Genomic DNA, 14,925 nt, shown 5'->3' with positions numbered 1-14,925 from the left:
GGTGCCGGCCACGCTATCAGGGTGGACCTATGATCAGATTTAGCGCAACGCTGACGTGCCGGTATGACACGCTCTTTTCGCCATTTACGGCGAATGAGCTGGAACAGGGCCTGGCCTGGCTGGCGAAGAGCGGCTTTGATGCCGCCGAACTCTGCATTAATGATTACGAAGGGATTGATATCGCCAGGCTGAAACAGCGCCTGGACTATCACGGGCTGGGCTGCACCACAATCGCCACCGGCCAGGCTCGCAAGCTTGACGGTCTGTCGCTGCTCTCCAGCGGCAGGGCGATTGTCGAGCGCACCCGGCAGCGGCTCTCTGAGCATATTGATGTCGCCGCCCAGCTGGCGAGCCACGTCACGATTGGCTCTCTGCGGGCGATGGATCGCGCCCTGAGCAAAACGCAGTATATGCATGAGCTGGCCGAGGCGATGCAGCCCTGCGTTGAGCAGGCCCGGAAGTGCGGGGTGACGCTGGTCATTGAAGCGCTTAACCGGTACGAAATGAACCACTTGCACAGCGCAGAGGATATGATGGAATTTTTAACCCTCAGCGATGCGCCGGAAAACGTTGGCGTGCTGTGGGATATTTTCCACGCCAATATTGAAGATCGCGACTTTGCCGCAGCGATTGATACGCTGGGATCGCGCCTGAAGCACGTCCACTTCGCCGACTCCAACCGGGCCTTTCCGGGGTATGGCCATCTTCCCATTGATGATATCTATCGGGCATTAAAAAACAGCGGATATTACCATGCGGTCTCCCTGGAGTGTCTCTGCGCACCCTCGACGCAAACCTTAATTGAGGAGGCCGGGCCGCTCATCACCCATCTGCGTGGGCTATAATCGTCGATACGAACGTAAACGCAGGGGTAATGGGCAGATTATTTTGGACTTACTTGAACCGGTACAGATTAACGGCGATAATCCGCCCCAGACAAGCAGTCACCCCATTCAAACCCTTCCTCGTCGGGCCTAACGACGCGGAAGGGTTTTTTTATCGACGAAAAAGAGGTCATAGCCATGAGCACCTTAGGTCATCAATACGATAACTCTCTGGTATCTAACGCATTTGGTTTTTTACGCCTGCCGCTGAACTTCCAGCCGTACGACAGCGATGCTGACTGGGTTATCACCGGTGTGCCGTTTGATATGGCGACGTCCGGACGCTCCGGTAGCCGTCAGGGTCCGGGCGCTATCCGTCAGGTCTCCACCAACCTGGCGTGGGAGCACTGCCGCTTCCCGTGGAACTTCGACATGCGCGAGCGCCTGAACGTGGTTGACTGCGGTGACCTGGTCTACGCCTTTGGCGACGCCCGTGAAATGAGTGAGAAACTCCAGGCCCACGCCGAGCGTCTGCTGGCGGCTGGCAAGCGTATGCTCTCCTTCGGCGGCGACCACTTTGTCACGCTGCCGCTGCTGCGCGCCCACGCCAAACACTTCGGTAAGATGGCGCTGGTGCACTTCGATGCCCACACCGATACTTACTCCAACGGCTGCGAGTTCGATCACGGCACCATGTTCTATACCGCGCCGAAAGAGGGTCTGATCGATCCGAACCACTCTGTGCAGATCGGGATCCGTACCGAGTTTGATAAAGACAACGGCTTTACGGTGCTGGATGCCTGCCAGGTAAACGATCGTAGCGTTGATGACATCATCGCTCAGGTGAAGCAGATCGTCGGCGACATGCCGGTTTACCTTACGTTTGATATCGACTGCCTGGATCCGGCTTTCGCGCCGGGTACCGGTACGCCGGTGATTGGCGGCCTGACCTCCGATCGCGCGATCAAGCTGCTGCGCGGCCTGCAGGATCTGGATATCGTGGGGATGGATCTGGTGGAAGTCGCGCCGGCATATGATCAGTCGGAAATTACCGCTCTGGCCGCAGCCACGCTGGCGCTGGAGATGCTCTATATCCAGGCGGCAAAAAAAGGCGAATAAGCCTCTCGTTGCGGGATAAAAAAACCCTCTCCTGTGAGAGGGTTTTTTATTGTGCTTAGAAAGCGTTAAACGGATATTCCACGTAAGCGCGGATCTCATTGCCGCCCACGTTGTAATCGCTGGCGCTGCTGGAGACGCGCAGTACGGAATAACGCAGCTTCAGCTTCAGATCTTTTGCCGGGCCATCCTGGACCTGGTACTGCACCTGGTTAAACCACTCGTGCTCTTTACCGTTGCTGGTTTCGGCCGTCTTGATGTTATCGCCACGCACGTAAGCAGTGGTCCAGCTCAGGCCCGGTAAACCGAGGCCGGCAAAGTCCAGCCCGTATGAGGCCTGCCAGGAGCGTTCGTCTTCGCCGTTAAAATCAGACCAGTATGAGTTCGCCAGCCAGATGGTGTTGCCGCCGTCGCCCACGCCGCCCCGATCGCGATAGCTACCGTAGTGATAGCCGGTGCTGCCGCTGCTCTGCTGGTATGCCACCTTGAAGGTATGGATATCCCAGATATAGCTGGCGGCCAGGCTCCAGATGCTATTGCTACGCCCGGTGTTAAGCTCGTTAGCATAACCCTGATCCAGACGGGAGTTATAGCCATTAAAATCGAGTACCAGCTGCTGCCCGGTGCTGAACGGCTGGTTGAAGTTCAGGCCCAGGTACTGTTTGTTCAGTACATTTTCTACATGTGAAGCATAGAGCGTGCCGCTGAACTGGTCGTTGAACTGGTAGCTTGCGCCGCCGAAGGAGAGGCTCTTCAGGCCGCTGTCATGGCGATCGTCGCTTTTACGCTGTTCGTCGGTGAGGTAACCGGCATTAATCTCCAGTCCGTCGATCTCTTTCGAGTTCAGCATAGTGCCGGTATAAGTTTCAAACAGCAGGCGTGAGGCGTCGGAATTAATAATAGGTAGTTCAGGACGCTGGGTGCCGTAGCTCAGTACGGTATTGGAGATACGCATTTTGGCGGTTGCGCCAAACTTAGCCAGCTCGGACTTCGCACGACCATCATCTTCCTGTTTAAAGAAGTCGATGCCGCCTGCGCCGCTGCGGCCGCGGCCACCGTCCAGACGCACACCATACTGAGCAATACCATCAACGCCAAAACCGATAACGCCTTCGGTATAGCCAGACTGATAGATGGCGATAATGCCCTGGCCCCATTCGGCCCTGTCCTGCGCGCCCTGCTGATAATCCCGGCCAATATACGCATTGCGTAAAAGCACATTTAAATGGCTGTCGTCAATAAAACCCTTGCTGTCGGATTGCTGGCTGGCAACGGCGGGAATAGCGGCGAATAAACTTAATGCAATTAATGATAACTCTTTTTTCACTGAGGGAACTTCTCTTTCTGGATAATATCAAATTGTGTTGTTGCGTGTTCGATATTCACCTGAATGATAAATCATTGCAATAATTATGTGACCAGAGGTATCAGGGTTTACAGGCAGGCGCAGCGCGCTACAGAAGAACGCTAATTATATGGAAAGCTATATTTACCGTTATGTGCGGTTTAATTAGCAATTGATGCGAAATAATAAGGAGGCGATATCGCCTCCTGTTATTAATTAATTAATGCCGTCCGCCGCCATACGATCCCGAATATGCTGCGCACGGGCCTCGGATGCCGGGTGATCGTCAAACATGGTGCTTTGACGACCCGCCTCCTGCTGGGCCAGCTTCTCGAAGCTGGTGGCTAAGCCTGACGGGTTGATGCCACGCTTGCGCAGCAGATCGTAGGAGTAGTCATCCGCTTCGGCTTCCTGACGCTGGGAGAACTGGGCGTTCACCAGCTTCTCGCCAAGGTCGCCAAGCTGCGACTGGGAGAGGCTGCCTACAATTCCGCCTGCCGAGGCAGCGGCAACGCGCACGGCGTTGGTGCCCAGCGCGACCTGCATACCGCGCTTAACATGGCCGAGCGCAACGTGGCCCATTTCGTGGCCGATAACCGCTTCGACCTCGTTGTCATTCATCATATCCATCAATCCGCTGTAAACGCGGATGCAGCCGTTCGCCATCGCGAAGGCGTTAACGTCTTTGGTGATGTAGACGTTGTAGTTCACCGGCTGGCCGTTAATGTTGTCGCCAAGCGCGGAAGCGATCTTATCCAGACGCTGACGGTACGCGCTGTTAGCGGGTGCCAACGTGGCTTTGCTGTCCATCTCTTTACAGGATTCGTCGCTCAGCGCCTTAACCTGTGCATCGCTCAGAGAGTAGGCCTGAAACGCCTCCGCCCCTGAGCTGAGTAAACCGTTTGAATCCATGTTCTGGCAGCCGGTTAACGCCGCTGCTACACCCAGAGCGAGCAATGCTTGCCGAATCTTCATTGGTTATCTTCCGCATCAATATATTGATAATTTTAATGGTCTTCCCGACGCAGGGAGACGGGAACCTTCCCTGAGTATAAAGAAAATCACAAGCCGTGGGCGAGTGTTTGCGCAACCTGCGAGCGGCTTCCAGAGATTTCTGAAGTAGCAAAAGGATGGTCCATGTACATGGCTAGCCGCTTGGGTTACATTGTTGACACTTTTTTCCGGCGTAGCCCATATTGCGCTGTAGTCAAGTCGCTACGGGCATGGCCTTTAACAGTCCGATCTGGAGTCAAAATGTCCTCACGTAAAGAGCTTGCCAATGCTATTCGTGCGCTGAGCATGGACGCGGTACAGAAAGCCAAATCCGGTCATCCGGGTGCCCCAATGGGTATGGCAGACATCGCCGAAGTCCTGTGGCGTGATTTCCTGAACCACAACCCGGCCAACCCGGCCTGGGCCAACCGCGACCGTTTTGTGCTCTCCAACGGCCACGGCTCAATGCTGATCTACAGCCTGCTGCACCTCTCCGGCTACGACCTGCCGATCGAAGAGCTGAAGAACTTCCGTCAGCTGCACTCCAAAACGCCGGGCCACCCGGAAGTGGGCTACACCGCTGGCGTTGAGACCACCACCGGTCCGCTGGGGCAGGGGATTGCCAACGCCGTGGGCATGGCGATTGCTGAGAAGACCCTGGCCGCGCAGTTTAACCGTCCGGGCCACGATATCGTTGACCACCACACCTACGCTTTCCTTGGCGACGGCTGCATGATGGAAGGCATCTCCCACGAAGTGTGCTCCCTGGCCGGTACCCTGAAGCTCGGCAAGCTGGTGGCGTTCTATGACGACAACGGCATCTCCATCGACGGCCACGTTGAGGGCTGGTTCACCGATGACACCGCAGCACGCTTTGAAGCCTACGGCTGGCACGTCGTGCGCGGCGTGGACGGTCACGACGCAGAAGCTATCAAGCGCGCCGTTGAGGAAGCACAGTCCGTTACCGACAAGCCGTCCCTGCTGATGTGCAAAACCGTTATCGGCTTCGGCTCTCCGAACAAAGCCGGAACTCACGACTCCCACGGCGCGCCGCTGGGCGATGCAGAGATCGTTCTGACCCGCGAGCAGCTGGGCTGGAAACACGAGCCGTTTGTGATCCCATCTGACATCTACGCTCAGTGGGATGCGAAAGAAGTGGGCACGGCGAAAGAGAACGCCTGGAACGAGAAGTTCGCTGCCTACGCCAACGCCTTCCCGCAGGAAGCGGCCGAGTTCACCCGCCGTATGAGCGGTGAGATGCCCGCTGACTTCGACGCGAAAGCGAATGAGTTCATTGCTAAACTGCAGGCGAACCCGTCCAAAATCGCCAGCCGTAAAGCATCCCAGAATGCTATCGAAGCCTTCGGCCCGCTGCTGCCAGAATTCCTCGGCGGCTCTGCTGACCTGGCTCCGTCGAACCTGACCATCTGGTCTGGCTCCAAAGCCATCAACGAAGATGCTGCCGGGAACTATATCCACTACGGTGTGCGCGAGTTCGGTATGACCGCGATTGCCAACGGCATCGCCCTGCACGGCGGTTTCCTGCCGTACACCTCTACCTTCCTGATGTTCGTTGAGTACGCCCGTAACGCAGTGCGTATGGCTGCGCTGATGAAGCAGCGTCAGGTGCTGGTCTACACCCATGACTCTATCGGTCTGGGCGAAGACGGCCCGACCCATCAGCCGGTGGAGCAGGTCGCTTCCCTGCGTCTGACCCCGAACATGAGCACCTGGCGTCCGTGTGACCAGGTTGAATCCGCGGTGGCGTGGAAATACGGCGTTGAGCGTCAGGACGGCCCGACCGCGCTGATCCTCTCCCGCCAGAACCTGGCTCAGCAGGAGCGTACCGAGCAGCAGCTGGCGGACATCGCTCGCGGCGGCTACGTGCTGAAAGACAGCGAAGGACAGCCGCAGCTGATCCTGATTGCCACCGGTTCGGAAGTAGAGCTGGCGGTGAGCGCATGGGAACAGCTGACTGCCGAAGGCGTGAAGGCGCGCGTGGTCTCCATGCCGTCCACCGACGCATTCGACAAGCAGGATGCGGCGTACCGCGAATCCGTGCTGCCGAAAGCGGTTACGGCGCGTGTGGCCATCGAAGCGGGTATTGCGGACTTCTGGTTCAAATACACCGGCCTGAACGGCGCGATCGTCGGGATGACCACCTTCGGTGAATCTGCTCCGGCAGAGCAGCTGTTTGAAGAGTTCGGCTTTACCGTGGAAAACGTGGTAGCCAAAGCGAAAGAGCTGCTGTAATCCGTCAAGCCCGGCGCATCTGCCGGGTTAATCTAAAAGCCGGGCCATTGCCCGGTTTTTTATGTCTGTTATTCCTGCGTGAGCGAAAACCCACTGAAATTATTCCATCGAAAATGTGACGCACGTCATATAGCTGGCTTATTGCTTCTGAGAGTCATTCCCTTTATTCCGCGTTTCGCTTACTCTAGCTGAAGCGTTTCAGTCGAAATTCTGTTCGACATTTAACCATTTAGTCACGGTTTGTGACAGGCGAGGTTTCCCTGACTATGCTGCTGCATTACTCTGTCAGCCATCGACTCAGGGATAGCTTTGCAGGAGACTTATGACCCTACGCATCGCGATAAATGGCTTTGGTCGCATCGGGCGTAACGTGGTTCGTGCTTTGTATGAATCCGGACGCCGGGCGGAGATCGCCGTAGTGGCCATTAACGAGCTGGCGGACGACGCAGGCATTGCGCATCTGTTGAAGTATGACACCAGCCACGGCCGCTTTAGCCAGCGTGTTCATCACGAGGGTGGACAGCTGTTTGTCGGCCATGACGCGATCCGTCTGCTGCACGAGCCTGGCATTGAGGCGCTCCCCTGGCGTGAGCTGGAGGTCGACGTCGTATTAGACTGCACCGGAGTCTACGGCAACCGTCAGCATGGCGAGGCGCACCTGGCCGCCGGTGCGAAGAAGGTGCTCTTTTCCCATCCGGGCAGCAGCGATCTCGATGCCACAGTGGTCTTCGGCGTCAATCAGGACGATCTGCGTCCGAACGATAACATCGTCTCTAACGCCTCCTGCACCACAAACTGCATTATTCCCGTCATTAAACTCCTTGATGATGCTTTTGGCATTGAGTCGGGTACGGTCACCACGATCCACTCGGCGATGCACGATCAGCAGGTGATCGACGCCTACCATTCTGATCTGCGGCGCACGCGCGCGGCGAGTCAGTCGATCATTCCGGTGGATACCAAGCTTGCGGCGGGCATTACGCGCTTCTTTCCAAAATTTAACGATAAATTTGAAGCCATTGCCGTGCGCGTACCGACAATCAATGTGACGGCAATTGACCTTAGCGTGACGGTAAGAAGTCCGGTAAATGCATTAGAAGTCAATCGGTTGCTGCAAAAAGCGTCACAGGAAGCATTTCATGGTATAGTTGACTATACGGAATTACCGTTGGTCTCAACTGATTTTAACCACGATCCGCACAGCGCCATTGTTGATGGCACACAGACGCGGGTCAGTGGGGCACACCTCATCAAAACGCTGGTCTGGTGTGATAACGAATGGGGTTTCGCTAACCGAATGCTCGACACGACGTTAGCGATGGCCGCCAAAGGTTTTAGGTAGGACGCGTTTTGCGTCTGCAAAACTTTAAGAATCAACGAGAGGATTCACCATGTCTGTAATTAAGATGACCGATCTGGATCTAGCTGGTAAACGCGTTTTTATCCGTGCGGATCTCAACGTACCGGTTAAAGATGGTAAAGTAACCAGCGATGCGCGTATCCGTGCCTCCCTGCCGACTATCGAACTGGCCCTGAAACAGGGTGCGAAAGTGATGGTCACCTCTCACCTGGGTCGTCCGACCGAAGGCGAGTACAACGAAGAATTCTCTCTGCTGCCGGTTGTTAACTACCTGAAAGACAAGCTCTCCAGCCCAGTACGTCTGGTTAAAGACTACCTAGACGGTGTGGAAGTGGCTGAGGGTGAGCTGGTCGTTCTGGAAAACGTTCGCTTCAACAAAGGCGAGAAGAAAGACGACGAAACCCTGGCGAAAAAATATGCTGCCCTGTGCGACGTGTTCGTAATGGATGCGTTCGGTACCGCTCACCGGGCACAGGCTTCTACCCATGGCGTAGGCAAGTTTGCTGACGTCGCGTGCGCAGGCCCGCTGCTGGCTGACGAACTGGACGCGCTGGGTAAAGCGCTGAAAGAGCCGGCTCGCCCGATGGTAGCTATCGTGGGTGGCTCTAAAGTCTCTACCAAACTGACCGTACTGGACTCCCTGTCAAAAATCGCCGATCAGCTGATCGTCGGGGGTGGTATCGCTAACACCTTCGTTGCCGCTCAGGGCCATAACGTGGGTAAATCCCTCTACGAAGCTGACCTGGTTGACGAAGCGAAACGCCTGCTGCAGACCTGTGATATTCCGGTCCCGACCGACGTGCGCGTAGCCACTGAGTTCTCCGAAACCGCGACTGCGACCCTGAAATCTGTTAGCGACATCAAAGATGAAGAGCAGATTCTGGATCTGGGCGATGTTTCCGCTGAGAAACTGGCTGAAATCCTGAAAAACGCCAAAACTATTCTGTGGAACGGCCCGGTTGGCGTTTTTGAGTTCCCGAACTTCCGTAAAGGTACTGAGATCGTGGCTAACGCTATCGCAGACAGCGAAGCGTTCTCCATCGCAGGTGGCGGTGATACCCTGGCGGCGATCGACCTGTTCGGCATCGCTGACAAAATTTCCTATATCTCCACCGGTGGCGGCGCGTTCCTTGAATTCGTGGAAGGCAAAGTGCTGCCAGCCGTAGCGATGCTCGAAGAGCGCGCTAAGAAGTAATGCCTGAGCAGGCGGATCGCTCCGCCTGATTTCAGACCCGTTTTCTGTAAATACAGGATTTACAACATGTCTAAAATTTTTGATTTCGTAAAACCAGGCGTGATCACCGGTGATGACGTTCAGAAAGTATTCCAGGTAGCTAAAGAGAACAACTTTGCTCTGCCAGCGGTTAACTGCGTAGGTACCGACTCCATCAACGCCGTTCTCGAAACTGCTGCAAAAGTAAAAGCACCGGTTATCGTTCAGTTCTCTAACGGCGGTGCTGCGTTTATCGCAGGTAAAGGCTTCAAAGGCGAAGGCCAGCAGGCGGCTATCCTGGGCGCAATCTCCGGTGCCCACCACGTTCACCAGATGGCTGAGCACTACGGCGTGCCGGTGATCCTGCACACTGACCACTGCGCGAAGAAACTGCTGCCGTGGATCGACGGTCTGCTGGACGCGGGTGAAAAACACTTTGCCGCTACCGGTAAGCCGCTGTTCTCCTCCCACATGATCGACCTCTCTGAAGAGTCGCTGGAAGAGAATATCGAGATTTGCTCTAAGTACCTGGAGCGTATGTCCAAGCTGGGCATGACTCTGGAGATCGAACTGGGTTGCACCGGCGGTGAAGAAGATGGCGTGGACAACAGCCATATGGACGCATCCGCACTCTACACCCAGCCGGAAGACGTTGACTACGCGTACACCAAGCTGAACGCGATCAGCCCGCGCTTCACCATTGCTGCTTCCTTCGGTAACGTACACGGCGTATACAAGCCGGGCAACGTTAAGCTGACCCCGACCATCCTGCGCGACTCCCAGGAGTATGTTTCTAAGAAACATAACCTGCCACACAACAGCCTGAACTTCGTGTTCCATGGCGGTTCCGGCTCTTCTGCTCAGGAGATCAAAGACTCCGTAAGCTACGGCGTGATCAAAATGAACATCGATACCGATACTCAGTGGGCTAACTGGGAAGGTATCCTGAAGTACTACAAAGAGAACGAAGCTTACCTGCAGTCTCAGCTGGGCAACCCGAAAGGCGAAGACCAGCCGAACAAGAAATACTACGATCCGCGCGTATGGCTGCGTGCCGCACAGGCCAGCATGGTAACGCGTCTGGAGCAGGCGTTTAAAGAGCTGAACGCGATCGACGTTCTGTAATTTAACGCGTGTAATAAACAGTGGCTCCCGACGGGGAGCCATTTTTTTTGCCTGAGTATCGTAAACCCAGTCTGAAAATTGACTCATGTTGCGGGCGTTTTGTGCGGCCGGTGCGTTTAGGGTTTGGCATAGGTGTCGTTTTTTGTTTACGCTTTGCTGACCTGCTTCACGTTTTTACGTGACTTTTAATCCATTTAGGTAAGCATAAGGAACAGTGAATGGACGATCTTAATGTGCTGGGTAGCATAAATAACGCCGGCGGCTGGCTGGTGCGCAACCAGGCGCTGCTGCTGAGCTATGCCGTCAACATCGTTGCGGCGATTGTTATCCTCATTATCGGGATGATCATCGCTCGGGTCATTTCTAACGGTATCAACCGACTAATGGTGGCTCGCCATATTGATGCCACGGTAGCTGACTTTCTCTCTGCGCTGGTGCGTTATGGCATTATTGCCTTTACCCTGATCGCCGCACTAGGCCGGGTAGGTGTGCAGACCGCATCGGTGATCGCCGTACTGGGTGCCGCGGGTCTGGCCATTGGTCTTGCGTTGCAGGGGTCGCTCTCTAACCTTGCCGCAGGCGTGCTGCTGGTAACTTTCCGTCCGTTCCGTGCCGGTGAGTATGTCGATTTAGGCGGCGTGGCGGGTACCGTTCTACACGTGCAGATTTTCTCTACTACCATGCGTTCAGCCGATGGCCGCTACATTGTCATCCCCAACGGCAAAATCATTGCGGGCAACATCATCAATTTCTCCCGCGAGCCGGTGCGCCGTAACGAGTTCATTATCGGTGTCGACTACGATGCGGATATCGATCTGGTAAGAAAGCTGCTGACCGAAATTATCGAGTCTGACGATCGTATCCTTAAAGATCGCGAGATGACCGTCCGCATGAACGAGCTGGGTGCCTCCTCGGTCAACTTTGTGATTCGTACCTGGAGCAACAGCAGCGATTTGCAAGCGGTTTACTGGGACGTGCTGGAGCGCATTAAGAATACGTTTGACGCCCATGGCATTGGCTTCCCTTATCCGCAGATGGACGTACACTTCAAGCGCGAGAAAGCGGCTCAGCCTGCCGAGCAGCAGTAATATCCCCAGGGCCAGCGTTGCTGGCCTCTCTTCTTATTAGCGTTACTGATAACTGATTAGAATTTTAAATTTCCGCTTATAATAAGGGCACGGTATAGTCTCCGCCATTCACTATTAGGTAGAGGCAGTTACGGTGCTAAGTTATTATTTTCAAGGTGTTGCATTAGGTGCAGCGCTGATCCTGCCGCTAGGCCCACAGAATGCGTTTGTGATGAATCAGGGGATCCGCCGTCAATATCCGCTGATGGTGGCCGGGCTATGTGCCCTTAGCGATCTGATCCTGATCTGCGCGGGGATCTTTGGCGGCAGCGCCGTGCTGATGCAGTCGCCGTGGCTGATGGCGCTGGTAACCTGGGGCGGCGTGGCGTTTCTGCTCTGGTACGGCTTTGGCGCACTGAAGACGGCGTTCAGCCAGCAGCTTGAGCTGGCCAGTGCTGAGGTGTTAAAACAGGGGCGCTGGCGAATTATTATGACTATGCTGGCGGTGACCTGGCTTAATCCCCACGTCTATCTCGACACCTTTGTAGTGCTTGGCAGTCTGGGTGGGCAGCTGGCGGCCGAGCCGAAGCGCTGGTTTGCGCTTGGGACTATCAGCGCCTCGGTTATCTGGTTTTTCGGCCTGGCGCTGCTGGCAAGCTGGCTTGCGCCGCGCCTGCGCACCGCTAAGGCGCAGCGTATTATCAACATCGTCGTTGGCGCTATCATGTGGTTTATTGCGTTTCAGCTGGCGAAGGAAGGTATTCATCATTTGCAGGTGCTGTAGGGTAGCGTTATCAGGCTAAGTCCGATGGACAACCGGGCCGGAAACGTTAAGCTTGCAGCCATACGTCCGCGTCCGCGGCGAATATTCAGACAAGGAGAAGCTACGGTGAAGTTCAAAGTGATGGCCCTTGCGGCATTAGTTGGATTAGGTGCGCTGTCGGTTCAGGCAAATGAGTTGCCAAACGGCCCGCATATTGTTACCTCGGGTACGGCAAGCGTGGATGCCGTACCGGATATCGCCACCCTGGCGATTGAAGTTAACGTTGCGGCAAAAGATGCGGCATCGGCGAAGAAGCAGGCCGACGATCGCGTTGCGCAATACCTGAGCTTCCTCGAGCAGAACGGCGTGGCGAAGAAGGACATCAACTCCGCTAACCTGCGTACGCAGCCGGACTATGACTATCAGAACGGCAAAAGCATTCTGAAGGGGTATCGGGCGGTACGTACCGTAGAGGTGACGCTGCGCGAGCTGGATAAGCTTAATTCGCTGCTGGACGGCGCGCTGAAGGCCGGGCTGAACGAGATCCGTGCGGTCACGCTGGGCGTTGCGCAACCGGAAGCCTATAAAGACAAAGCGCGTAAAGCGGCAATCGATGATGCGGTGCGTCAGGCCGGTCAGCTTGCTGCGGGCTTTAAGTCTACCCTGGGTCCGGTATACAGCGTGCGCTACCACGTCTCTAACTATCAGCCTACCCCGATGGTACGCATGATGAAGGCAGACGCGGCGACGGCATCGGCGCAGGAGACCTACGAGCAGCCAACCATCCAGTTTGACGATCAGGTTGACGTGGTGTTTGAGCTGCAACCGCAGGCGGGTCAGACTTCTCACTCTACGCCAGAGCAGTCGGCACCATCCCAGTCCACTCAGCCAGCCCAGCAGTAAACTTCTCTTATCCGGCCGGGACCAAACCTGGCCGGATACCTTCCCGTTTTAATCCTGGCGCAGCACGCGGCGACCATGGGCCAGCAGCGCTTCGGTGACGTTGCGCATCATGCGGCTCTCTGGCGCGAAGCGGTGCCAGAAGAGCATCCGGCGCTGGAACAGACCGGGCGTCAGGTCAATCAGCTCGCCGCTGTCCAGCTCGCGCTCGATTTGCAGGTGCGGGATCATGCAGCAGGTTGTGCCCTGGCGCGCCAGCTGTACAAAGGCTTCGGACGAGTTAACGATATGGCACGGCACGCTGCCCGGCGGCAGGTCGAAGTTCTGCTGTAAAAAGGCCTGATGCATGTCGTCAAGATGATCAAACGCCACCGCCGGAGCTTTCAACAGCGCCGAGCGTGTCACCCCGTTGGGGAAGTAGCGTTCGGCAAAGGCTTTTGAGCCAACAAACAGGTAGTCGAGCGCCCCGAGCCGATCCACCAGGCAGCTTGGCAGCGCCTGGGACTGGATACTGACCGCCCCGACCACTTCACCCCGGCGCAGACGCTCCTGGGTGCGGGTCTCGTCCTCCACCTGCAGATTAAGGCGGATCGGTGAGTCAACCAGCACCGGAGCCAGCGCAGGCAGGAGCCAGGTCGCCAGGCTGTCGGCGTTGACCGCCAGAGAGAGCAGTAGCGGCGTGGAGCCGGTCTGCTCATCCCCCAGCCACTCATCTTCTAACAGCTCGACCTGGCGCAGCAGCGCCAGCAGCTTCTGCCCCTGCTCGGTTGGACGCGGCGGCACGGTGCGTACCAGCAGCGGCTGACCGAACATATTTTCCAGCTGTTTAATACGTTGTGAGACGGCGGACTGGGTAATACACAGTTTTTGCGCGGCACGCTCAAACCCGCGTTCACGAATGACCGCATCAAGCGCCTGTAGTGTTCTGTAGTCCGGACGTTTCATTGCTAAGAGGTGCTCCAAAGTGTGATTAACAGCACTATGACATAAATTTTCGTTAGATACAGACGAAATGCACGCCTGTGGTTTTCACTGAGAGTTGTGACATAGATCACAGGGACATTTCAACGACCGATGCCTTATAATGCGCGTTGAGTCTCCACACCACAGGCAAACGATCATGACGCAGGATGAACTAAAAAAAGCAGTAGGCTGGGCGGCGCTAAACTACGTTGAGCCAGGCACCATTGTCGGGGTTGGCACTGGTTCAACGGCTGCACACTTTATCGATGCGCTGGGCACGATGAAGGGACAGATTGAAGGGGCGGTCTCCAGCTCTGACGCCTCCACTGAGAAGCTGAAATCCCTTGGCATCACCGTGTTCGATCTCAACGAGGTCGATCGTCTTGGCGTCTATGTGGACGGTGCTGACGAGATCAACGGCCAGATGCAGATGATCAAAGGCGGCGGCGCGGCGCTGACCCGCGAAAAGATCATTGCCTCCGTGGCGGATAAGTTTATCTGTATTGCCGATGCGTCAAAAGAGGTCGCCATACTGGGCAACTTCCCGTTGCCGGTGGAAGTGATCCCCATGGCCCGCAGCGCCGTTGCTCGCCAGCTGGTGAAGCTGGGCGGCCGTCCGGAATACCGCCAGGGCGTAGTGACCGACAACGGTAACGTGATCCTCGACGTGCACGGCCTGGAGATTATCGATCCGGTGGCGCTGGAAAACGCCATTAACGGCATTCCAGGCGTGGTGACCGTCGGGCTGTTCGCCAACCGTGGCGCGGACGTGGCGCTGATCGGTACCGCCGACGGCGTGAAAACCATCGTAAAATGATCTGATGGCAAGCCGCGCTCGCCGTTGAAAAAATTTTCCCTGGCTGAATTTGGTGACTTGTGTCACGTTTTCAGCCAGCCGCTGGCGATCCTGCCGCCGTTTCGCCAATCTGCCAGCATTTTCCTCTGCCAAACTCCGCTGCATGACTTTTCTTCATACCGCCGACGCAAACGTTCATATTGCCGC

At 56.0% G+C, this 14,925-nt stretch carries 13 protein-coding genes; 10 read left to right on the top strand and 3 right to left on the bottom strand.

Going from position 1 to position 14,925, the window contains the following annotated elements; translation table 11 throughout:
• Window positions 1–29 precede the first annotated feature (29 nt).
• Together RTM13_RS15545 and speB are read left to right on the top strand one after the other, a co-directional pair.
• Window positions 30–845, top strand: a complete 816-nt coding sequence (locus RTM13_RS15545) for a sugar phosphate isomerase/epimerase family protein (RefSeq protein ID WP_312212999.1) — start codon at window positions 30–32, stop codon at window positions 843–845.
• A gap of 177 nt (window positions 846–1,022) precedes the next feature.
• Window positions 1,023–1,943, top strand: a complete 921-nt coding sequence (gene speB / locus RTM13_RS15540; protein ID WP_312212997.1) for an agmatinase — start codon at window positions 1,023–1,025, stop codon at window positions 1,941–1,943.
• A 55-nt stretch (window positions 1,944–1,998) separates the two neighbouring features.
• On the opposite strand, the gene RTM13_RS15535 is transcribed toward speB, so the two are convergent.
• Both RTM13_RS15535 and RTM13_RS15530 read right to left on the bottom strand, forming a co-directional pair.
• Complete coding sequence (locus tag RTM13_RS15535; protein ID WP_312212995.1) at window positions 1,999–3,267, bottom strand: OprD family outer membrane porin; 1,269 nt, start codon at window positions 3,265–3,267, stop codon at window positions 1,999–2,001.
• A 234-nt stretch (window positions 3,268–3,501) separates the two neighbouring features.
• The gene (locus RTM13_RS15530) at window positions 3,502–4,260 is read right to left on the bottom strand and encodes a M48 family metallopeptidase (RefSeq protein ID WP_312212993.1); all 759 of its coding nucleotides are present in this window, start codon (window positions 4,258–4,260) and stop codon (window positions 3,502–3,504) included.
• Window positions 4,261–4,539: 279 nt separating this feature from the next.
• Here RTM13_RS15530 and tkt point away from each other — a divergent pair, with 279 nt between their 5' ends.
• The 7 genes from tkt to RTM13_RS15495 all read left to right on the top strand — a co-directional run bounded on the left by tkt (window position 4,540) and on the right by RTM13_RS15495 (window position 12,962).
• Window positions 4,540–6,531, top strand: a complete 1,992-nt coding sequence (tkt, locus tag RTM13_RS15525; protein ID WP_312212991.1) for a transketolase — start codon at window positions 4,540–4,542, stop codon at window positions 6,529–6,531.
• Window positions 6,532–6,853: 322 nt separating this feature from the next.
• Window positions 6,854–7,873, top strand: coding sequence for an erythrose-4-phosphate dehydrogenase (gene epd / locus RTM13_RS15520; RefSeq protein WP_312212989.1), 1,020 nt, complete (start codon window positions 6,854–6,856; stop codon window positions 7,871–7,873).
• Window positions 7,874–7,922: 49 nt separating this feature from the next.
• A complete protein-coding gene (pgk, locus tag RTM13_RS15515; protein ID WP_312212987.1) occupies window positions 7,923–9,086 on the top strand; it encodes a phosphoglycerate kinase in 1,164 nt (387 codons plus the stop codon).
• 66 nt (window positions 9,087–9,152) lie between these two features.
• The gene (fbaA, locus tag RTM13_RS15510; RefSeq protein WP_103818435.1) at window positions 9,153–10,229 is read left to right on the top strand and encodes a class II fructose-bisphosphate aldolase; all 1,077 of its coding nucleotides are present in this window, start codon (window positions 9,153–9,155) and stop codon (window positions 10,227–10,229) included.
• 218 nt (window positions 10,230–10,447) lie between these two features.
• Complete coding sequence (mscS, locus tag RTM13_RS15505) at window positions 10,448–11,317, top strand: small-conductance mechanosensitive channel MscS (RefSeq protein ID WP_312212985.1); 870 nt, start codon at window positions 10,448–10,450, stop codon at window positions 11,315–11,317.
• Window positions 11,318–11,450: 133 nt separating this feature from the next.
• The gene (gene argO / locus RTM13_RS15500) at window positions 11,451–12,080 is read left to right on the top strand and encodes an arginine exporter ArgO (RefSeq protein WP_312212984.1); all 630 of its coding nucleotides are present in this window, start codon (window positions 11,451–11,453) and stop codon (window positions 12,078–12,080) included.
• 105 nt (window positions 12,081–12,185) lie between these two features.
• Window positions 12,186–12,962: an oxidative stress defense protein gene (locus RTM13_RS15495; protein WP_312212982.1), complete on the top strand. Its 777-nt coding sequence runs from the start codon at window positions 12,186–12,188 to the stop codon at window positions 12,960–12,962.
• Between the two features lie 48 nt (window positions 12,963–13,010).
• On the opposite strand, the gene argP is transcribed toward RTM13_RS15495, so the two are convergent.
• Window positions 13,011–13,904, bottom strand: coding sequence for a DNA-binding transcriptional regulator ArgP (gene argP, locus RTM13_RS15490; protein ID WP_103818426.1), 894 nt, complete (start codon window positions 13,902–13,904; stop codon window positions 13,011–13,013).
• A 175-nt stretch (window positions 13,905–14,079) separates the two neighbouring features.
• Here argP and rpiA point away from each other — a divergent pair, with 175 nt between their 5' ends.
• Window positions 14,080–14,739: a ribose-5-phosphate isomerase RpiA gene (rpiA, locus tag RTM13_RS15485; protein WP_103818425.1), complete on the top strand. Its 660-nt coding sequence runs from the start codon at window positions 14,080–14,082 to the stop codon at window positions 14,737–14,739.
• The last annotated feature ends 186 nt before the right edge of the window (window positions 14,740–14,925 follow it).

The sequence above is a fragment of the Pseudescherichia sp. genome (assembly GCF_031979925.1).
GTDB lineage: Bacteria > Pseudomonadota > Gammaproteobacteria > Enterobacterales > Enterobacteriaceae > Pseudescherichia.
This window is presented reverse-complemented; position numbering and strand designations above follow the sequence as displayed.